Here is a 21,416-nt window from a genome sequence, read left to right on the forward strand (position 1 = left end):
ATGGAATATAAAATACCCTTATGATTTTTAGAACTACAATTTAGTAGATTAATATTAATAATTAAATATATTAAGGTATTTAATATTAAGATAAATTTTTAATTTTATATTAATAAAGATATCTGGGTGTATGCTTTGGTTTTGAGCAAAAGGTCTTTCACTATTGATGATATCCTTAATTTAACTACTATTAACGAAGTAAAAATATCCTCAAAAGGTAATATTGCGATATCTTATACAAAACCTGATGTTGACAAAAATAAAAATCTTAACTTTATTCATATAATAATGAATAATATGAAAGAAGCATTTTTGACTAGCGGAAGCGATTCGTCCCCTAGATGGTCACCTGATGGAGAAAAGATAGCATTTTTAAGTAGAAGGGAAGAGAGTGAAACAACTAAAGGTCAAGGCATTTATTTATATAACTTAAATGGAGAACCAAGAAAAATAGCATGGTTCAAAAATGGTGTTATACAACTAGATTGGTTTGATGATAATAATTTAATTGCAATAGTTCCTAATAATGATAAATTTTATGATGAAGATAACGATTATTACTATTCAGATAGATTACCATTTTGGAAAGATGATTCAAGTTTAATAGGTAATTATCTTTATACCATTTATTTAATAAATATACATTCAGGACATTTAAATGAGATAAAAACAGAAAATAATTATATTTATGCAATAAGTTCATGTAATGGAGCCATATATTATTCAACACCAATAGATTTTAGAGACCCCAATAAACAAAAATTGGTCAAAATAAACATAGAGAACAAGGAAGAAAGCATTGTTTTAGAGGCTTTTTCAATAGATTATCTGACTTGTATTAACAATACTTTATACGCTTTAATGCATAACAATGAAATAGGAATTTCTAGTCATTTAAAACTATATAAAATTGATAATAATGCTATTTGTTTAAGTTGTAATAAAATTGACAGAAACATTGTATCTATTTTAGGTGAATTCTTAGGTTCCATTGCTTTAATAGTTTATGATATGGGTTATTCTAAAATAATGATCTATAAAAATGATGGATTCGAAGAAGTTATTAAAAATGGATACGTTATAGCTGGTAGCTCAAATAATGATAAGTTAGTATATGCATATACAGAACCAATAAAGGGTCCTGAGGTTTATTTATATGATAGTAAAACCTCTTATCAATTAACCCATTATAACGAATATTTGAATGATGTAAAATTATATGAGCCTAAACATGAGGTAATTAATGTTAATGGTAAGAGAATCGATGGATGGATTATAATGCCTGAAGGAAGTGATAAAAAGCCTTTAATCTTGTTTATACATGGAGGTCCTAAGGGATTTTATGGCTACAATTTCTATCCAGAAATGCAATTATTTGCATCAAATAATTATGCAATAGTATATGCAAATCCAACAGGAAGTGATAGTTATGAGGAAAAATTTGCTGATATAAGAGGAAAATATGGAGAAGAAGATTTCAATGAATTAATGCAATTCCTAAACTATGTTATAAACAATTATAATGTTGATAAAGAAAGAATGGCCGTTACTGGTATAAGTTATGGAGGTTTCATGACTAATGTATTTATAACAAAAACAAATTTGTTCAAAGCGGCTGTAAGTGAAAATGGAATAGCAGATTGGATATCAGATTATTATGCCTCAGATATAGGTTATTGGTTTGATATAGATCAAATAGGTAAAACTCCATTCGATAATTTAGAAGAATATTTGAAGAAAAGTCCTGTTTATTCAATAAAAAACGTTACAACGCCTCTATTGCTAATACATAGTAACCAAGATTATAGATGTTTTGTTGATCAATCTTTAGCAATGCATGTTTCATTACTTATGAACAACAAGGAAAGTAGATTAATCTTATTCACAAAAGGTAGTCATGGACATAGTTCAAAGGCTGAACCAAGGCATAGAAGGAAAAGATACCAAATCAAACTTGATTTTATTAATGAAAAATTGAAAAATAAATCTTGATCTTATGTTAATCTTTTTTATCTTCTGAAATATACTAAAAACTTGTGAGCTAGATGGTTAGAATTAACCTTCCTAAAAAAGAAATTAATACATTCTATGCATTTGCTGATAAAGAATTACCAGAAGAATATTGCAGAGGTCTTTCATGTTTTGTAAATAGAAACGAAAATATGGATTATTGGAATAAAGCTAAGGAACAAAATCCAAGGACATATTGTCTTGGTAAATGCTATTCTTCACCGTCTTCAACGAATGAAGATCCTAAGCCATTAATAGATATCATTTCTAAAGAGCCTGTTTTGGGAAATTATTTGAAAAATGGCATTTACTCATTAAAAGATTATATAAAAATGGGTGGTATGAGCTCATACGAATATGCTATTACTTCTTTAAGCCAAAAAGATGTAATAAATGAAGTAAAGGTTTCATATTTAAGAGGTAGAGGAGGGGCAGGTTTTCCAACAGGATTAAAATGGGAATCAGCATATAATCAAAAAGAAGAAGAAAGATATTTAATTATAAATGGAGATGAAGGAGATCCTGGAGCGTTTAGCGATAGATTTTTGATGGAATATTCTCCATATTTAGTTATTGAAGGAGCTCTAATAGCAGCTTATGCTATAAACGCAAAGGAAATCTATTTCTATATAAGAAGAGAGTATCCAAAAAGCATTTCAAGGATAAAAAACGCTATAATAGAAATTAAAAATTACTTTAATGGTAAAAAAATTCCAAAAATAAATGTAGAAATTGGAAAAGGAAGTTATGTAGTTGGAGAAGAAACAGCTTTAATAAATGCTATTATGGGTAGAAGACCTGAACCTAATTCAAGACCTCCTTATCCAACTGAAAGAGGTCTTTTTGGCAAGCCTACTGTTGTTAATAATGTTGAAACAATATCAAACATACCATATATTATAAAAAATGGAGGCAAAAAATATTATGATCTTGGTTTTTCAAAAAGTAGGGGGACAAAACTAATATCATTAAATTCATTATTTAAAAAACCCGGATTATATGAGGTAGAGTTTGGTATAACATTGGATGAAATAATAAAGAAAGCGGGGGGTTTAAAAAGAGGTAATTTAAAGGGTCTAATTATAGGAGCACCCTTATCAGGGATCATAACTCCAGAAGAACTAAATACAAAGCTTGGATATGAGGAATTAAAAGAAATAGGCTCATCTCTAGGACATGGAAATATCATAGCATTCAATGATGAAACAAAAATAGCCGATTTGCTTTATGAAATATTAGAATTCTCGTCTTATGAATCTTGTGGTAAATGTACTCCTTGTAGGTTAGGGACCAAGAAATTAAAGGATTTAATATCTAAGGGATATTTTGAGAAAAATGAATTGAAAGAAGTAAATGATGTATTGTTAGCATTAAAGAATACAAGTCTTTGTGGGTTAGGAATTGGAACGGGAGATGTAGTATTTTCAATTTTAAATAAATATGGTAATGAGGTGATAAGATGAGGGTTAAAATTAATGGTATTGAATATAATTTTAATAAAAAGATTACTATTTTAAACGCGTTAAGAGATAATGGAATTGATGTTCCAACACTGTGTTATGATGAAAGACTAAATCCTTATGGTTCTTGTAGGCTTTGCTTAGTCAAAGTTAATGGAAAAGGAATAATTACGTCTTGTAATAACTACATAAGCGATGGAATGGAAATAATTACAGATGATCCTGATGTTGAAATGCTAAGAAAAGAAAATTTGAAATTATTAGCTGAAAATTATCCTATAGGTTATAAAGATAAATATCCTGATAAAAAATTTCACGAATTGCTTAATAAATATGGGCTAGACGGCAATAAAAAGGTTGAAGATGAAGGACTTTATGACAAAAGTCATCCTTATATTTATGTAAATATGAACAGATGCGTTAATTGTTATAATTGTGTCAGGGTATGTGAAGATGTGATAGGTAAGCTCGTTTGGAGGGTTGTTAATAGGGGTTATAATTCTTTAATTGTTGCAGAAGACGATAAATTAGGAAATAGTTCATGTATAAGTTGCAGGAGTTGTATTGATGTATGTCCAAGCGGAGCTATAGAAGATTCTTTTGTTATAAATTATGGAAGTCCTAATAAATTTGTTGAATCTTCTTGTATTCTATGCTCAGCAACGTGCCCAGTTAATGTCGGTATATCAAATGATAAACCTGTTATGATTAAAGGTGATGAAACAAAGTTAAAATATTCTGCAAATTGTATTGTTGGTAGATATCAATGGGAGAATTTATATTATAGCAATGATAGAATTATGGAACCTTTGCTTAAATCAGGAAATAATTGGAAAAGGATAAAATATGAGGAAGCGTTAAACATTTTAGCAAATAAGATCCAAGATTCAATAAAAAATTATGGACCAAACAGCGTTGGATTTGTAATAAGTAATAGAATAGCTCTTGAAGAATATTATTTGTTAAACAAATTAGTAAAAGAATTGATAAAGACTAATAATATATATAGCATAGTTGATCTTAATTATAATAATATAAGAGAATTATATTCAATTATAAAAGAAGAAAAACCTATAAAATTAAATGATATAGAAAAAATGGGCACAATAATCTCTATTGGTGATGTAGAAAGACATCATCCAGCAATATCATCTATGTTTAGACAAGCTTGGTTAAGAGGTAAATCAAATCTTATTGTTATAGATGATATTGATGACTTTAGATCTATTCATGAGCAATCAGATGTTTACTTATATAATGAAAAGAAAGGTTTAATTAATTTGTTCAGAGCAATTGAAGCAAAATTAATTAAAGAAGGTAAATATGATAAGGATTACCTTAATAAACATGTAAATAATATTAATGAGTTTCTTGATAAAATTAAATCTATAAATGTGGAGAAACAATATGAAGATATGGCCAATAATGTATTAAGCTATATAAATAAATTACCCATATCGATTTTTGTTGAAGTAGAGGAAGAAATGATTAATGAATTAATCAATTTGTATTTAATTTTGAAATCATCATATAGAAATGTTTATATTAATCCTTTAATTAAGGATGGAGATGTTCTTGAATCGTTATATATTATTCAAAGAGAAAATGAAAATAAAACACATAAAGAAATAATTGATGAAATAGGAAACCTAAAGGTCTTGATAATAATAGGAAACAATTTAGTTACATGGTCAACAAAAAGAGAGGAGTTAATGAAATCATTAGGTAAAATAGAATTTATAGCGGAAATAAGCCCAATAATTGATACAACTGCTAGATATTTAGCAAAAATGGTTATCCCTTCATCTACATTTCTAGAAAAAGATGGACATTATTTATCTGAGGACTTTAATTTGAGAAAAGTTAATAAGGTTATTGAAAGAGAAGGTAAACAAGAATTTGATATTATAAATGACCTAATAATAAGATTAGGAGGGGAAAGACAAGAAAAAAACGAAGCTCTTAAAAATATAAAGAGTATGTTAAATTTTATCTAATAAATCCCTTAAAAGATATAAATACACAAATAATAAGAGTTATATTTTTTGGAGTACTAAGTAATTATGGTGGTTTTATTGGTAAAGATGCTGATGGCAATTCCTGATAGATGTACTGGATGTGGTAGATGCGAAGAAGCCTGTTCGTTTCAGCATTTTAATATAATAGATCCATCATTATCGGCAATCCATGTCGTTAGACTTGAAAACGAACCATTAGATGCACCTACCTTTTGTATTGAATGCGGGTTATGTGCTATGCCTGGGGTTTGTCCTGAAAATGCAATATATAGAGACCCGAACACATTTGCAGTTTTAATAGATAGAAATAAATGTGATGGATGTACAAATTGCATAGTTGTCTGTCCTTATGGAGTTATTACCTTAGATCATATAGAAAAGAAAGCAGTTAAATGTGATTTATGTGGTGGAGATCCTCAATGTGTTAAGGCATGTCCTGAAAATGCTTTAGCATATATAGAAGCTAACGATGCAGCATATTATAAAAGGTATTTCTTTGCAGAGCTTCAGAAAAAAGGCATGGTTCCAATAGTTCCTTATCCTTCTCCAAGAACAAGGGAGGCGATATAAATGGATGAATGGTATGGTTATACTGGAAGGATTTTGAGGGTTGATTTAACTAAGAAAAAAATCGTTGTCGATGAACTCAAAAAAGATTGGCCTAAATTATATATAGGAGGACTTGGTTTCGCTGCTAGATTAATGTGGGATGAGCAAGAACCATTAACAGATCCATTATCTCCAGATAATTTATTAATAGCAACAGCAGGCCCAATGACAGGCACCTTAGCTCCAGGAAGCGGTAATATATTCTGGGCTTTTAAATCTCCACAAACTAATTTCTGGGGAGAAACAAGGTCAGGAGGTAAATTTGGACCATTTTTAAAATTCAGCGGTTTCGATATGATAGTTATTAAAGGAAAATCAGATGAGCCTGTATACTTATATTTAGAAGGAGGTAAGGCAGAGTTAAGAAAAGCTTCTCATCTATGGGGCATGACAGTTCATCAAGCAACAGATACATTAAAGAGAGAAATTGGAGCTAAAGATGTTTCCATAGCTGCAATTGGTCCAGCTGGAGAAAATTTAGTTAGATATGCATCAATAATGAATGATTATGATAGAGCAGCAGGCAGAAGTGGTGGAGGTACTGTAATGGGATCAAAGAAATTAAAGGCAATTGTTGCTGCTGGAGGATATGGTGTTAAAGTATATGACCCAGAAAGGTTCCTCTCATTAAGTTATGAAGCTGAAAATGCTATAATAAATGATCCAAGTAATAGAGCCATGGGTGCACATGGGACTATAGGAGGATTAAAAGGATTAAACGCTATGGGGGGGTTGCCAACACAAAACTTCAGAACTGGTTATTTTGAGAAGGCAAATAAAATATCGGCTGATTATTTGGAAAATAACTATATGATAAAGAGAAGGGCATGTTATAGTTGTACAATAGGTTGCAGCAGGTATTCTTATGTTGCAGCAGGAAATTATTCTACTCCACCAAGCGAAGGACCAGAATATGAAACTGCTGATATGGCAGGCGCAATGCCCATGATTGGAAACATGGAAGCTATAATTAGATATAATTACCTGGCTAATAATTATGGTATGGACACCATTACGTTGGGTCATACAATCTCATGGGCTATAGAGGCATATGAAATGGGAATGATTACAGATAAAGAAACAGGTGGAATAAAGTTAAAATGGGGAGATGCTGATACATTTTTAGAATTAGTAGACATGATAGCTTACAGAAAGGGCTTCGGTAATTTATTAGCTGAAGGAAGCTATTGGGCTGCTAAAAAAATAGGTAAAGGATCCGAGAATCTTGTAAATCATGTAAAAGGCTTGGAATTTCCTGCTCATGATCCAAGAGTTGAATCTAAGTTTTTAGCAATACAATATGCTGTAGGTCCTAGAGGAGCCTGCCATGAACATCCCATATATCCATCTTATGATATGATGGGTGTTGATAGTGGTTTAAGAGAGGTTGGTCTTCCTTGGCCGTTACCAGATAGGCTTGAAGAAGTGGGAGTTAACAGAGGAAAAGCGTATAGGGTTATAGCTTTATATGGTGAAGTAATTAATTCCTTAGGTTATTGCAACTTCTATGCAGCTACTACTGAAACTGGTTCATTGTCGCCAAAAAGGCTGGCTACCCTATATTCATCACTAACAGGTATTGAATTGACACCAATGCAAATATTTGAAGCGGGTGAAAGATCATGGAATTTGAAGAGGGCATTTAATATTAGAGAAGGATTGGAAAAATCTCATGATATGCTCCCAAAGAGGGTTATAACTCCTATAGAGTCTGGTCCTGCAAAAGGATTAAAAGTAGAAAAACCAAAAGAGCTTTTAGAAGAATCATATGAAGGATTTGGTTGGGATAAAGAAACAGGTTATATAAAGAAATCAACCCTAGAAAGACTTGGCTTAAACGATGTTGCAGAATATTTAGAAAAAATTAAAAAGTTATCAAATTAATCCTTTTTTATTATAGTATATCAATAAAAATTTTTATACTTAGAGAACAGTTGTTCTCTATTAGGTGAGAATTTGTCAATAGAATGGAGGGGGGTTGAAAGAGTAGAAAAAGAATCAAGGCATGGTAAACCAATATCAATCTTTATAATATGGCTTGCATCTAATTTAACAATTGCAGATTTTGCCCTTGGAAGCTTTTTATATGGCCTCCCTTTGCCATGGATAATTTTTATAGTTATATTTTCTAATATAATTGCTGGTCTTATAGTTGGACTTTTGTCTTCAATGGGCCCTAAGTTTGGCTTGCCACAAATGATGATATCAGGAACAGTATATGGGAAAAAAATAAATAAGGTATTTTCTTTTGCACAATGGCTTTCAACTCTTGGTTGGTTCTCTGTTAATGTAATAATAGGTGCTCAAGCACTTGTTGAAATAGTAAAAATACCTTATTATGCTTCTCTGTTAATAAATGTTGTAATAATGGCTATTATAGGAATATATGGAATTGATATGTTACATAGTTTTGAAAGAGCCATGTCAATAATACTGGGTGCTTTATTTCTTTTTTTGATTATTATTTCTTTAGAAAAAATAAATGGAAGTATTATGTTAAATTATAATAAAAATGTAATATTTTCACCTTATTTGGCAGCAATAGTTTTTGCAGGAGTTTTTTCATACATGGTGTCATGGGCCCCCTATGCTAGTGATTATACCAGATATTTACCAGAAAATACGAGCATGAAAAAAATTATATTATATGCTACATTAGGAAGTGCAATAGCTGGAATTTGGACAGAAGTTGCGGGTACAGTAATTTATATAGCATCAGGAAATCCTAGCTTAAATATTATGCAAGCAACTTCGCAGGTTATAGGGAAATATTTATCAGTAATAGCATTGATATCTATTGTATTAGGTGGATTATCAGCAAATGCATTAAATCTTTATTCCAATTCTTTATCAGCCCAAACATTGAGTTATAAATTTAAAAGGGTTTATGCCGCATTGGCTGGTGCAATTATAGGATTTTTATTAGCATACATAGGAAGCGTGATAGGGTTTGAAATGTATTATGAGAACTTTCTATTAACGTTAGACTATTGGATTATGCCATGGGCTGGAATTTTAATAGCTTCATTTTTTATAAGAAAAAGGATTAGATTAGATCCAATAGATAATGATTATAAGCCAATAATATCTTATATAGTAGCATTGCTTATATCTTTGCCATTTATGAATTTAACGTCTTATGGCTTATCATATGAAGGAATTATTGCTAAAATGCTAGGCGGAGCTGATATAAGTTATTTTGTTTCTTTCTTTGTTTCTATGATTTTATATTTAATTTTAACAATAGGTAATAGGAAAAAAAGTTTCATTCTCTAAAGAAAAATAACTCGCATAAACTAATATTATGAATTATTATAAATTATATAGATTTTAATTTTTATTATCATATAAGAATAAAACTAATAAATTTTATGAAATTCTTTATATACAATAAAATTTAATTTAATCGCATAACGTTTTATATAAGAATAATTTTTTAATGCTTTCGTATATTAACTTGGCATTCTAATCCTTTAATTTCTTAAACAATTAATTTAACTCTGAATTTTTTGGCAAAAAATTTGAAACAAAATTAGCATTAAGGCATAGTTATATAAACTTATTTAATTTAAAACATTGATGTAAAAGATATTAACGAATAAAAATAAGATTATTTTGTCTCAAAGCAGGCTAGAGAATAATGAAGAAAGATGAGATACTATTAATTTCATCAATGGCAATAAATGGCATTATATTTGGATCATCTCAATTAGTTAACCCTTTATATCTAAATGAGCTAGGTTTGAATTCTGCTCAAATTGGTTTTTTAATAACTGGCCAGATGTTAATTGGTTCATTTCTTTCATTGGTTTATGCATCCTTAGGTGATGCTTACGGAAGAAAGAAATTAGCAATAATAAATAGAGGCATTAGTATATTTGGTTATTTTTTACTATTCCTAAGATTTCCATTTGGCTTATTAATTATAAGTGTTATGAGTGGGGGAGGATTAATCAGTGCATTAATGGCTGAAAAATCACAAAATCTTGAGAAAAATTATAGCTTGTCCTACTCATTAAATACATTTTTATCAATATTTGGTGCAATGCTTCCATTATTTATTAGGTTAAGACTTGTTATTCTATTTAACTTATTCATTCTTTTAACTTCTACAATTTTAATTTCTTTTGTTAAAGAAGAATATAAAGGATCAGGTAGGGTAGATTTTAGGCTTAAATCAATAAAAAACGTATTAAAATTCTCAATAGAATCATTCGTTGGTCTTGGAGCAGGATTGATATTGCCTATCATATCATTATGGTTTTACCTAAAATTTGGTATGACTGCATCTCAGATGAGTCCCATATTTGCTATTTCAAATGGAGTCTTAGCAGTTTCAACTTTATTTTCACCAAAAATTTCTCAATACTTTGGTAAAGTTAAATCAATAGTTTATACTCATATTATTGGGATTGTGTTGCTAATCTTGCTTCCATTTTCAAAAAATTTTTATCAAGCATCAATTATTTTTATCGTAAGAAATTCATTTATGAATATGACTGGTCCAATTTTTAGTTCTTTTGTTATGAAATTGATACCAAGTGAAGAAAGAGCTAGAGCTCAAAGTTTAATAAATTTTTTAGATTCCATACCAAGATCTGTAGGTCCTTCTATAGGAGGATATTTCTTCTATTTAGGTTATTTAAATTTACCATTTTTTATAACATCTGTTTTATATTCAATTGCTACAGCTGGATTTTATATTCTTTTTAAAGATATTAAATAGTATTTATAAAACCAATCTAAATTTTAGCGCTATTTTAAATATTCCCTAGGCTATTAATGATATTGGAGGGAGGAATGAGGTGCATGATTTATTTAGATTCAGAGGTAGGGAAATTAAGAGAAATAATGATGCATGTCCCTGGGAAAGAGCTGGAAATCGTAAATGAAAATAATTACCGTAGTTATCTTTTTTCTTCAGTTGTAGATCCAAATGAGTTTAAAAAGGAAATAACTGATTTAATAGATTTATATAAAAAAGAAGGGGTAAAAATAAATCTAGTTCAAGATCTTGAGGATAAGCCAAATGGGGTATATGCTAGAGATCCATTTTTAATGACTCCAAAGGGAGCAATAATAGCTAATTTTAAATATGATGTAAGGAGGGGAGAAGAAAAAGTATACGAAGAATATTTAAATAAACTAAATGTGCCAATAGTTAAGAAAATGCAAAATAATGAAATATTTGAAGGTGGAAATGCATTAATATTAAGGAAAGATGTAGCTCTTGTAGGAATAGGAGAAAGAAATAATAAGAGCGGAGTTGAATCCTTCATTTCTTTACTGAGAGATATGGGATTTAATAATATATTTGTAATACAAACACCTATCGCTAGGATCCATATTGATGAATATGTATCTCAAATAAACGAAGATACAATTATTACAATAAGGCAAATGTTTCCATGGGATGTAGCCAATGAACTTAAAAATTTGGGATTTAACATAATAACTGTAGAATATTCTGATATCTCTACCAACTTAAAAACAAAGTTATGTTTAAATACTGTAGCTTTAGAGCCAAATAAAATATTAATTGGGGAGGGATGCGATCCTATTAGAAAAGTTTTAGAAGAAAATGCTGTTGATGTTTTGGAAATTAAAATAGATGAGATAGTTAAAGGAGGAGGAGGTATACACTGCGTTACAGGTCAAATAAAAAGAGATCTAATTTCTAATTGATAATTATTATGAATAACTGTATACTATAACGTATATAATCTCTTTTTAATAATTTATAAATTGGTGTTAATATGGTTAAAATTACAGGTGGTGAATTAATTAAAAGAATCCTTGTTAATGAGGGAGTTAAGTATGTTTTTGGTGTACCTGGAGATCAATTATATCCATTATTAGATGCTTTTTATAATGATGATAAAATAAAATTCATAACATTTCATCATGAGGCTGCCGCTGCCCATGCTGCTGATGGTTATGCCAGAATAACAAACATGCCAGGTGTTGTTATTGCAACTGTTGGTCCAGGAGCTGCAAATCTTATAGGTGGAGTATATCCAGCCTTTGCTGAAGGAATACCTATGATCATAATTACAGCACAAAATCAATCATGGAAATCCTATCCAGATCATGGCTCAATGCAAGCATTAGATCAAATAAATCTATTAAAGCCAATAACAAAATGGAATGCATATATTTCCCATTGGAACAGGATTCCAGAATTATTACAATGGGCATTTAGAAAAGCCTTAACTGGAAGACCAGGACCTGTTCACTTGGATGTAGCAGTAGATGTTTTATATCAAACTGGAGATGAAAATGATGTTTATTTGTTAAAGCCTGAAAATTATAGATCAATAAGGGGTCCTGCAGGGGATCCAAATTTGATTGATGAGGCAGCTAGGATTTTAGCTAAAGCAAAAATGCCATTAATACATTTGGGAGGAGGTGTATTAAGATCAAATGCAACAGAAGAAGCTATTAAATTGATAGATTATTTGAAAGCAATTGTAACTACATCAATAGGAGGAAGGGGAAGCATACCAGAAGATTATCCTTCTTTATTATTGCCATCATTACCAGGCGCTTTGGCTGCACAATCGGAGGCAGATGTTGCGTTAATAGCTGGATCAAGATTGGGCGATCTTGATTATTGGGGTAAACCTCCAGCATGGGGTGACTTTAGGCAACAAAAAACGATCCATATTGATATAACTGGAGATGATATCGGATTAAACAGACCTGTTGATATAGGTATTGTAGGAGACTTAAAGGTGGTTCTATCACAATTATTAGATGCAGTAAAAAAGTATACCTCGCCTAAAAAAGAATATCCTGAAAAATTGGCTGAATATAAAAAGTCAGAAATTGAGTATTTGAAAGGTATGGAAGATTTATCCTATTCCAATTCAATACCAATTCACCCATTAAGAGTTGTTAGAGAAGTAAGAGAATTCTTCCCAAAGGACTCAATTTCAGTAATAGATGGAGGTAACACAACAGTATGGGCCTCGTATTTAAATAAAATATATGTTCCTAGAACTTACTTGAGTTCCGCTAGTGGTGATTCTGGTCATTTAGGCTCAGGGATATCTTATGGAATAGCTGCAAAGCTCGCAAATCCAGATAAACAAGTTTATGTGATTACCGGTGATGGTGCTTTTGGATTTCACATAGCTGAACTAGAGACTGTTTGTAGAGAAAATCTAAAGATAACTTTTATTGTACTTAATGATAGTTCATGGGGTATGATTAAATCAGGTCAAACACTATATTACAGTAAAAGATATGTTGGCGTTGAATTTTCTGATATTAGATATGATTTAATAGCAGAGGCTATGGGATGCCATGGAGAATATGTTACAAGACCTGAAGAGATAAGAAAGGCCTTAGAAAGATCTATTAGTTATGAAAAATCATCAGTAATAAATGTTGTTATTGATAAAAATGCAATACCTCCTCACTTTGAAATATTAGCTGGTATATGGCTTGAAGGAGTGGAAATCCCCTCATAGGTGTTAGATCATGGTAATATTTTCTATGCCGAGGAGAATTGCTTATAATGTAAATGCATCAGAAGAATTATTAAATTTGTCCACAATGTTAAATTTAAAGAATTTTTTAATAGTAACAGATAAAATTATTGAAAAAACAGACTCATTTGTTAGTCTTGTTAATGAGCTAACTAAGAATGGTATTAATATAAAAGTATATTCAGAAATAATTCCCGAGCCAAATATTGATATTGTAAACAAGATTATTGAATCTATGGGAGGCTATGTTCCTGATTTGATAGTTTCCATAGGTGGGGGTAGCGTAATAGATGTTTCAAAAATACTGAGAGCTAAAATTCTTAGGCCTGATATAAATAGCCAAGACATTTCTCCCTTTTTATCTTTAAATATAGAAAATAAAAAACCATTGCTTGTTGTAATACCTACTACATCTGGAACAGGGAGCGATGCAAGCTTTGCTTATGTATTAAAAATTAAGGAAAATAATAATGAAATAAAATACGCTTCTGGAAACTATGAGTTGGTTCCGTATGAAAGTATATTAGATATTACTTTTTTAAAGACTCTCCCAAAAAAGCAACTTATAATAACTGCTATAGATGGTTTAGCAAATGATTTAGAAGGGATTGTAGCTATAAACTCGAATCCATTAACTGAAGGTCTAGCAATTCAATCTGCTAGAATGTTTTTTAAATATTTACCTGATGCAGTTATGACGCGTAGTGATGAATCCCTTGCTAATCTTCATTTAGCTGCAACATTATCAGGTATTGCTTTTTCAAATTCTGGGGTTGGGCTTGTTCATGCTATAGCCCACCCATTAGGATCATTATTTGATATACCCCATGGAATGGCAGTTTCAATAATAATGCCATATGTTATTGAATATAATTATAAAAGCGACTTTGCAAGATCAAAATATGATGAGATAAAAATTGTATTAGAAAAAATAGATGGATTTCAAGAAAGGAATAATTTAAAAGATCATTTAATAGATTTATATAATAAAATTGGTCAACCTTTGAGGTTAAGAGATATTGGTATTGATAAAAATAATTATATGAGAAAAATTGAAGAAATTACAGAACTCGCATTAAGAGACCCTGATTTAGCATTTAATCCAATAACTCCTAGTTTTGAGGAAATAAAAGAATTATTAAGCAAAATATATTGATTTATTTAGAAGCTTCTTGTGCTGATTTAACTAATTCAACTGCAGCAGATGGAAATCTCATAACAGTAGCCATAGATCCTTTTTCTAATTTCAATTTTCCTTGCAAAATTGCAGTAACAGGGTTAAGTTCACCGGTAAGTATTTTCATCCAATCATTGTATTCTGCAGTTAAAACAAAATCAGCATTACCTTTGCTTGCATCATCATAAAATTCAATTCCCCTACATTGACCTTCAAACAGGTCTGCCTTAATTCCAATAGTCCCGCTTGGATATTTTTTCTGTAAATCTTCTGGCAATTTTATAACTTTAAACATCAATGGCCATTTCCATCCCTTAGCTGCATTTTTATAGTTATTATTTTCATTTATTTTTTTACAGAATATCTCAGACCATTCTTTACTAGGAAATTCTACATTTCCCACTTTTGTCACCCAATATTTAATATGCTTTCTTAGCTATAAAACCTTTTTTTAATTTAATTAAAAATTAAATAAAACATTATACATGATAGCTATTTGAATTGAATTTTTAATGTAAATTACAATGTTAAAAACCTAATATATTAGGTTAAACCATATTTACATTACCTATTTTTTGTAATATTGTGGGATCATGGAAAAGAGACCTATGGCGCATGGTTTAATGTCTTCTATGATACTTTCCTTAGCATTAGCTATAGGACTAGCAAGAAAAATATCCATATTTGTTCCATTAGTGTTAATAAATGGAATTATAGATATATATGCATTTAATTATTTAAGATTAAAAGTTACCAAATTAAATTTAAAAGATTTAATATTGTTAGTTATACTGTTTATACCTTACATAATTATGTTAAAGCTAAACAATTTTTATTTAATTATGCCAATTTCTTTATTAATATTATATTTAATATTTTCTTTTAAGAAAAAATTTGTTTTATCTAACATAATAGGGAGTACATTTATTGCCTCTTTATCTCTAATATGGCTCTTAATGATATCAAATATAAATGTAGAACAATTTTTAATAATTTTGTCATGGATAATTTTTACACTAACTCTCTCAGTTATTGTGGAATATAAACTTCCTTTTAGAAAGATTGATAAGGTAAGTACGATAGGATATCCATTGATTATAATATCTCTTGGAATCGCTATAACTTATCTATTAGGTTATTATGATCTAATTTTACTATACACTTTTCCTATATCAGCGCTAATATTATCTGGGGAAAAATTAAGGAATGTAAAAGAAATAAAGAAAATAGGGAAAATTGGAATGTATTCAAGCCTATCGTTTATTTTAATAGGGATTATGTTATATAATTTGTTCTTAACACCAATAAATCTCAACATCATCTTCATCAATTAAACCTTGGTCTAAAAAATAACTTGTCAATATTTTTTCTAATCCTTTTCTTAATACATCCTCTAATGATGACGGTTTTACATTAAGGGAATTAGCAACTTCAGTTAAAGTAGCTTTTCTATCTTTACAAAAATATCCCATTTTATATGCTGTTAATACTGCTCTTATTTGTTTCTGACTTAAATCTGTGTTTTTAGGCCTTTCTTTACTAATGATTTCTACTCTTAATCCACTTTCTTTGAATTTTTCTATAGCCTCGTTTAGCTGATTGCTTTTTGCCAATACAGTATAAGTTATGCTGTTATTGCTATCGGGCTCAGCAGAAAGGATCAATAGATTTACCAATGACATTAATTTACATGCGCTACAGCTCTTAGCTGTTACTAGTATTGTGTATTCATTTAATTCAAATACATTTTTAAATCCCTTTAATGTTTCTTTTTCTATAGGCTTTTCAAACTTTATAATGTGTACACTTTCATCAATTCCTGGTTTTACCTTTAAATGCTTAAATCTTAATCCTTTTTCATAAATTTCATTTGTTACTTCGCAATCATCTCTATAAATTTTAATTTTTGCCTTTGTTAAGTATACCAATTTGATCACCAAAATAATTAAGCGAGAAAGGGCTAATAATTTATATTGAAAATTCCTAAAAGATTAGGATTTAATCTATATAGATAAAAATTATTATTACAACTTGGTGAGCCAAATGCAAAATAATAGTACAAGGTTAGTGTTGATTGCAGTAATATTTGTGTTCATATTTGCATTTGCTCTTTATGCATATACATTTAGAAATTTCCCACCAGTACCTAACGAGGTTATAACTCAAAATGGAACTGTTCTATTTACAAAACAGCAAATAATTATGGGGAAGTATTATTTCCAAAAATATGGATTAATGGATTATGGAAGCATTGAAGGAATGGGTGCATATTTTGGTACTGACTTTACTGGATATACTCTAAGATTAATGCAAGATTCTATAGCAAAACAGACTTACTTGGATCCAGTATCTCAAAACAACATGCCCTCATCATATAATGCAACAGAATTAAATGAGATAAAAGACTATTTAGACCCAACGTATTATAAACAAAATAATACCATAGTAGTTAGCAATCAATTTGGTAATGCATATTATTATGCTATTAATTACTATTCTATTTATTTAGGTCCAAATTCTTCACAATATAGATTAAAACCAGATTTGATAACAAATAAAACGGTAATTCAAGATTTAACCGCTTATTTCACATGGTCTGCATTAATATCTATGATGGGATATACTAATGGATTTCCTTATACAATTGGTTTAACATCTCCAACAAATAACGCATATTTTTCTACCTTTGCAATGGTTGGGGCTATTTTTGCTGTTGGCATACCTCTTATAGTATATATAATTAGGGAATTATTATCACATTGGAATGATCCAGTTGTAAAAGTTGATCTTCCAAAGCCAAATAAAGATCAGAAATTGGCACTTTGGGTTATGCTTATTGCTGCTATAGGCTCAGGGGTCCAAGGATTATTAGGTGCTTATGTTATGCATTTATATTCAACGCCGAATTTATATGGATTAGATTTGCTCTCTCTCTTACCATTTAATGTAGCAAGGGCTCTTCATATTTGGCTTGCAATATATTGGATTTCATTAACCTGGGTTATGTTTTCTCTATTTGTTTTACCTTATTTTGGCTTAAAGATATCTAGAAAAACAATGATAATTATAATAGCTCTAGGAATATTTACTGCTCTCGGTTCCCTACTGGGAGTTTGGGCAAGTTATTTACAACTAATACCTTCACCTTGGTGGTTTATATTTGGTGCAGAAGGAAGAGATGTTATCGAGGTAGGATCATTCTGGCTTATCCTAATTACTGCCCTATTGCTATATGTTTCATATCTTTTCTATAAGGCATCTAAAATAACTGTTGATCTATTAAAACCATTTTCAAAAGTTTTATCATATTTACTTCTTGGTGATGCAATAGGTATATTTATTGGTGCATTACCTATAGTAAAACCATGGCCATATTTCACTGAGGATGAATTTTTCAGATGGATATTTGTTCATGCCAATGTTGAAGGTTTCTGGCCTGGAATAGTTATAGCTGTTTTAACGTTGCTTTTGGTTTTGCAAGGTCTAATTCCAGCTGGTCTTGCAAAAGTTGTTGTAACGATAGATGCAGTTACAGAAATATTAACTGGAATGATTGGTACTGCACATCATTATTATTGGACAGGATTTCCAGTTGTTTGGATGTACATAGGTGCTATCCTTAGCGTGTTAGAGGCAATACCATTAGGAATGGCCATGGCATATGTAATATTAGCAGCCAGAAGAAATAAGGGAAATGCATTAAATCAATTCCAAAAGACCTTAATTACTTTTGTTTTAGCGGCAGGAATAGGAGGTAGTGTTGGAGTAACAGTTTTTGGGGCAGGTTTGATAAATGCACCTATAATTAATTACTTTACTCATGATCTACAATTTACCATGGCACATGCTCATTTAGCATTTCCATTGGCATATGGATTGCCAACCATATTAATGTGGGTAGTCGCATATACATTGTCAGGCGGATTTAATGAGAGAGATTTAAAGTATTTATCGATAGCATCAATAGTATATACTGTTGGCTTTTATTTACAGGCGTTGATCTCATTATTACCATTAGGTATATTACAATGGATTTATGAATTAAAATATGGATTTTGGTATATAAAAACATTAACTACTCCAAACGGTCATATTGGCTTCTGGAATTTACAAATAGTTCAAAACCTAATTTGGTTAAGAATGATAGGCGATTTAACAGCTGCTTCCGCTATAGCTATAGTTATATTGCTTATGTTGATAAGATTTCCAAAAGCAATAAAATCATAGATCTGATAAATCCCTTAATAAAAAATAAAAATTTTATTTTTTAATTTAAGGTAATACAACTCCTATTGCTCCAGTAAATGCTAAAACTAAAAATAGGAATCCATCAATTGCTGAACAATATCCTGCTATTTTAGCATATACTGCTTTTCCAGTATATCCGTGAAGAGATAGAAAAACTGTTACTGGAACTAAGAGATACAATATTATTGTTATGAATATTAGATGAAGGTAAGCTGTATATGTTGCAAACCCAAAGAATAATATTCCAGTAAACCATAATGCATGTTGAATAACATAAAGATTTGTTCCCCCTAATATTAAAGCTATTGATATCATCCATAAAAGTAACACAAATGCAGCAGCAACTGTAGCATCAAATACTGCTCTATCTTCTATAACGAAAGATAAGGCTAGAGTTTCCATTAATGCACCGCTTAGGATCACTATACCAAAATCCTTTGGATTTATTTTGTTCCCACCAATTCCTATATTAACAAAACCTATTATTAAAGTCATAACTCCTGCTTCCCAAAAAAGAGTATTCATAGCTGTATTTGCTAATGCACCCACCTATGTCTCACCATGATTTATTAAAAATAAGTAATATTTAAATATTACTATATCAAAAATATATAACATAAATCCCACTAATATTAGATCAAAAATAAATAACTAAGATTATTAAGTGTAGAAATTTTCCAAAATTTCATGCTAATAGATTTTAATTTTTGTAGTAAAATAATAATGTTTGAAATTTAAACAAAAATTTATATTTTTAATCATATGTATAAGATATGGTGCACAAATATGAATAAAGAAAAATTATCTGGAATTCTTATCTTTTTAGGTGTTTCCCAATTTTTATTATTTATGATTGTATCAGAGGCACTATATCCTGGATATAGTGTTTCCAAAAACTATATAAGTGATTTAGGTGTAGGCTCTACTGCCTATATTTTTAATACATCTATTATAATCATGGGTTTACTATTGATAATATCTAGCTTTTTTTTGAAAAATAAGATTTTGCAAGTTTTCTTAATTTTATCTGGAATTGGAGCTGCGGGTGTTGGAATATTTCCTGAAACCTCTCCATATCATTTGCATACTTTAATGTCACTTGTAGTTTTCCTTTTTTCGTCCCTTTCTTCATATGTTGCTTTTACTTATAGATCAAATAAAAATTACCTTTGGCCAATAATGGGCTCAATAGGGTTAATTTCTTTAATTTTATATATATTAAAAATTTATGGGCCAATAGATTATGGGGGAATGGAAAGATTAATTGTTTATCCCAATCTGATATGGGCTTTAGGCTTTTCAGGTTTTTTAATGAGTAGTAAATAATAAAAAACTATCTATTTATAATCTTTCTTCTTTATTTAAAATCTGAGGTAAATTTAAATGCCCAATGCAAGGAGGTTATTTACTATAGGTATAGTAATAATAGCAGTTGCAATTATCTTGTTGTTTTTGGTATCACCATATGTATTGCAATATACATTTTCTAATTCAATAAGAGAAGCCCAAAGACAAATTAATTCGACTGTTTATTTATTGTTACCAAATCAAAGTTTAAGCATTGAGATTTCATCAGGAAAAATATTAGTTTATAATGCAACAAATCCCTTGAAGTTGTTACTGAATAACCAAACCTTAGCTCAAGCTGGATATAACGGAACGTGGATTGCCCCATCTACGACTAATGGAACAATTAGTTTGATTAATAATTATACAAACCAATTAAAAATAGGTTATGCTGTTGTAGGAATAATTCTATGGCCTTCCTATTTATCAATAATTCTAGGATTTTTACTTGGCTTAGTGGGTATTGTAGTTATAGCTTATGCAACGCTGGTATCTTTAAGAAATAGAGCAAAACAGAAATAACTTTTTTAAATTTTGAATTTAAAATTAAATTTTAGATAATTTTATGAAAAAATAAATAGATAAAATTAGTTGTGATATAATCAGTATATGCATTGTTGTGCAATAAATACAAATTGATCTAATTTTATATATTTCTAAATAAATTAAATATGGTACAAATAAGAATCCTATTATTGACCAAATTAATTCTCCAATTATTGAATATTTAATTAACACTAGTAGGGAAAAGATTAAACCTATGCTAAAATAGATCATTGCTAATATGTCTAAATTTTCTTTAATAACGATATTTCCTATTTTTATTTGCAGTGAAGAATAGGAACTCTTTAAAACTTTTAAACAATCTAATGAAATGCTTGTTTGAGATAGGTTTCCAGAAAAATAGCAGGCAGGAGGGGAACTATTAGCTTTATAAACATAATAAAAAGATATTGAAGATGTAATGATACCAATGATAGATATTAAAAAGAATATTAAAAAAACTTTATTCTTTTCCACTTTACTCCCCCTTCTCAGAATTATATTAATAGTA

Annotated in this window: 18 protein-coding genes; 14 read left to right on the forward strand and 4 right to left on the reverse strand. The window is 29.8% G+C overall.

Features of this window, described 5'->3' with window-relative positions; all coding sequences use genetic code 11:
* Window positions 1-135: 135 nt before the first annotated feature.
* The 10 genes from CALAG_RS04025 to CALAG_RS04070 all read left to right on the forward strand — a co-directional run bounded on the left by CALAG_RS04025 (window position 136) and on the right by CALAG_RS04070 (window position 14,746).
* A complete protein-coding gene (locus tag CALAG_RS04025) occupies window positions 136-1,992 on the forward strand; it encodes a S9 family peptidase (RefSeq protein WP_048816731.1) in 1,857 nt (618 codons plus the stop codon).
* Window positions 1,993-2,045: 53 nt separating this feature from the next.
* Window positions 2,046-3,473 carry a complex I 51 kDa subunit family protein gene (locus CALAG_RS04030; RefSeq protein WP_015232467.1) on the forward strand — a complete coding sequence of 476 codons (1,428 nt, stop codon included), beginning with the start codon at window positions 2,046-2,048 and terminating at the stop codon, window positions 3,471-3,473.
* Window positions 3,470-5,467 carry a molybdopterin-dependent oxidoreductase gene (locus CALAG_RS04035; protein ID WP_015232468.1) on the forward strand — a complete coding sequence of 666 codons (1,998 nt, stop codon included), beginning with the start codon at window positions 3,470-3,472 and terminating at the stop codon, window positions 5,465-5,467. The genes CALAG_RS04030 and CALAG_RS04035 overlap by 4 nt, the downstream gene beginning before the upstream one ends.
* A gap of 87 nt (window positions 5,468-5,554) precedes the next feature.
* Window positions 5,555-6,058, forward strand: a complete 504-nt coding sequence (locus CALAG_RS04040) for a 4Fe-4S dicluster domain-containing protein (RefSeq protein WP_245529275.1) — start codon at window positions 5,555-5,557, stop codon at window positions 6,056-6,058.
* Window positions 6,059-7,981: an aldehyde ferredoxin oxidoreductase family protein gene (locus CALAG_RS04045; RefSeq protein ID WP_015232470.1), complete on the forward strand. Its 1,923-nt coding sequence runs from the start codon at window positions 6,059-6,061 to the stop codon at window positions 7,979-7,981.
* 72 nt (window positions 7,982-8,053) lie between these two features.
* The gene (locus CALAG_RS04050; RefSeq protein ID WP_015232471.1) at window positions 8,054-9,373 is read left to right on the forward strand and encodes a purine-cytosine permease family protein; all 1,320 of its coding nucleotides are present in this window, start codon (window positions 8,054-8,056) and stop codon (window positions 9,371-9,373) included.
* 364 nt (window positions 9,374-9,737) lie between these two features.
* The gene (locus CALAG_RS04055; RefSeq protein WP_015232472.1) at window positions 9,738-10,823 is read left to right on the forward strand and encodes an MFS transporter; all 1,086 of its coding nucleotides are present in this window, start codon (window positions 9,738-9,740) and stop codon (window positions 10,821-10,823) included.
* Between the two features lie 74 nt (window positions 10,824-10,897).
* Entirely contained in the window at window positions 10,898-11,782 is an 885-nt protein-coding gene (locus CALAG_RS04060) for a dimethylarginine dimethylaminohydrolase family protein (protein ID WP_245529215.1), read from the forward strand.
* Window positions 11,783-11,853: 71 nt separating this feature from the next.
* The gene (locus CALAG_RS04065) at window positions 11,854-13,572 is read left to right on the forward strand and encodes a thiamine pyrophosphate-binding protein (protein ID WP_015232474.1); all 1,719 of its coding nucleotides are present in this window, start codon (window positions 11,854-11,856) and stop codon (window positions 13,570-13,572) included.
* A 10-nt stretch (window positions 13,573-13,582) separates the two neighbouring features.
* Window positions 13,583-14,746: an iron-containing alcohol dehydrogenase gene (locus CALAG_RS04070; protein ID WP_015232475.1), complete on the forward strand. Its 1,164-nt coding sequence runs from the start codon at window positions 13,583-13,585 to the stop codon at window positions 14,744-14,746.
* A gap of 1 nt (window position 14,747) precedes the next feature.
* Here the strand turns inward: CALAG_RS04070 and CALAG_RS04075 are convergent, their stop codons facing one another.
* Entirely contained in the window at window positions 14,748-15,170 is a 423-nt protein-coding gene (locus tag CALAG_RS04075; protein WP_048816732.1) for an SCP2 sterol-binding domain-containing protein, read from the reverse strand.
* 190 nt (window positions 15,171-15,360) lie between these two features.
* Between CALAG_RS04075 and CALAG_RS04080 the strand changes: the two genes are divergently transcribed.
* Entirely contained in the window at window positions 15,361-16,101 is a 741-nt protein-coding gene (locus CALAG_RS04080; protein WP_048816733.1) for a hypothetical protein, read from the forward strand.
* On the opposite strand, the gene CALAG_RS04085 is transcribed toward CALAG_RS04080, so the two are convergent.
* Complete coding sequence (locus tag CALAG_RS04085; protein WP_048816734.1) at window positions 16,063-16,695, reverse strand: helix-turn-helix domain-containing protein; 633 nt, start codon at window positions 16,693-16,695, stop codon at window positions 16,063-16,065. The two genes, CALAG_RS04080 and CALAG_RS04085, sit on opposite strands and share 39 nt — an antisense overlap.
* A 115-nt stretch (window positions 16,696-16,810) precedes the next feature.
* Here CALAG_RS04085 and CALAG_RS04090 point away from each other — a divergent pair, with 115 nt between their 5' ends.
* On the forward strand, window positions 16,811-18,994 hold the full coding sequence (locus CALAG_RS04090) for a cbb3-type cytochrome c oxidase subunit I (protein ID WP_048816735.1): 2,184 nt from the start codon (window positions 16,811-16,813) through the stop codon (window positions 18,992-18,994).
* A 45-nt stretch (window positions 18,995-19,039) separates the two neighbouring features.
* On the opposite strand, the gene CALAG_RS04095 is transcribed toward CALAG_RS04090, so the two are convergent.
* The gene (locus tag CALAG_RS04095) at window positions 19,040-19,564 is read right to left on the reverse strand and encodes a hypothetical protein (protein WP_015232480.1); all 525 of its coding nucleotides are present in this window, start codon (window positions 19,562-19,564) and stop codon (window positions 19,040-19,042) included.
* A gap of 237 nt (window positions 19,565-19,801) precedes the next feature.
* On the opposite strand from CALAG_RS04095, the gene CALAG_RS04100 reads away from it, so the two are divergent.
* Both CALAG_RS04100 and CALAG_RS04105 read left to right on the forward strand, forming a co-directional pair.
* Window positions 19,802-20,341 (forward strand): DUF998 domain-containing protein, encoded by a 540-nt coding sequence (locus CALAG_RS04100; protein ID WP_015232481.1) that lies wholly within the window; start codon window positions 19,802-19,804, stop codon window positions 20,339-20,341.
* A gap of 57 nt (window positions 20,342-20,398) precedes the next feature.
* On the forward strand, window positions 20,399-20,884 hold the full coding sequence (locus CALAG_RS04105; RefSeq protein ID WP_015232482.1) for a hypothetical protein: 486 nt from the start codon (window positions 20,399-20,401) through the stop codon (window positions 20,882-20,884).
* Window positions 20,885-20,908: 24 nt separating this feature from the next.
* Here CALAG_RS04105 and CALAG_RS04110 read toward each other — a convergent pair whose 3' ends face one another.
* The gene (locus CALAG_RS04110) at window positions 20,909-21,382 is read right to left on the reverse strand and encodes a vitamin K epoxide reductase family protein (RefSeq protein ID WP_015232483.1); all 474 of its coding nucleotides are present in this window, start codon (window positions 21,380-21,382) and stop codon (window positions 20,909-20,911) included.
* Window positions 21,383-21,416 lie beyond the last annotated feature (34 nt).

This window comes from Caldisphaera lagunensis DSM 15908 (genome assembly GCF_000317795.1).
Classification (GTDB): domain Archaea; phylum Thermoproteota; class Thermoprotei_A; order Sulfolobales; family Acidilobaceae; genus Caldisphaera; species Caldisphaera lagunensis.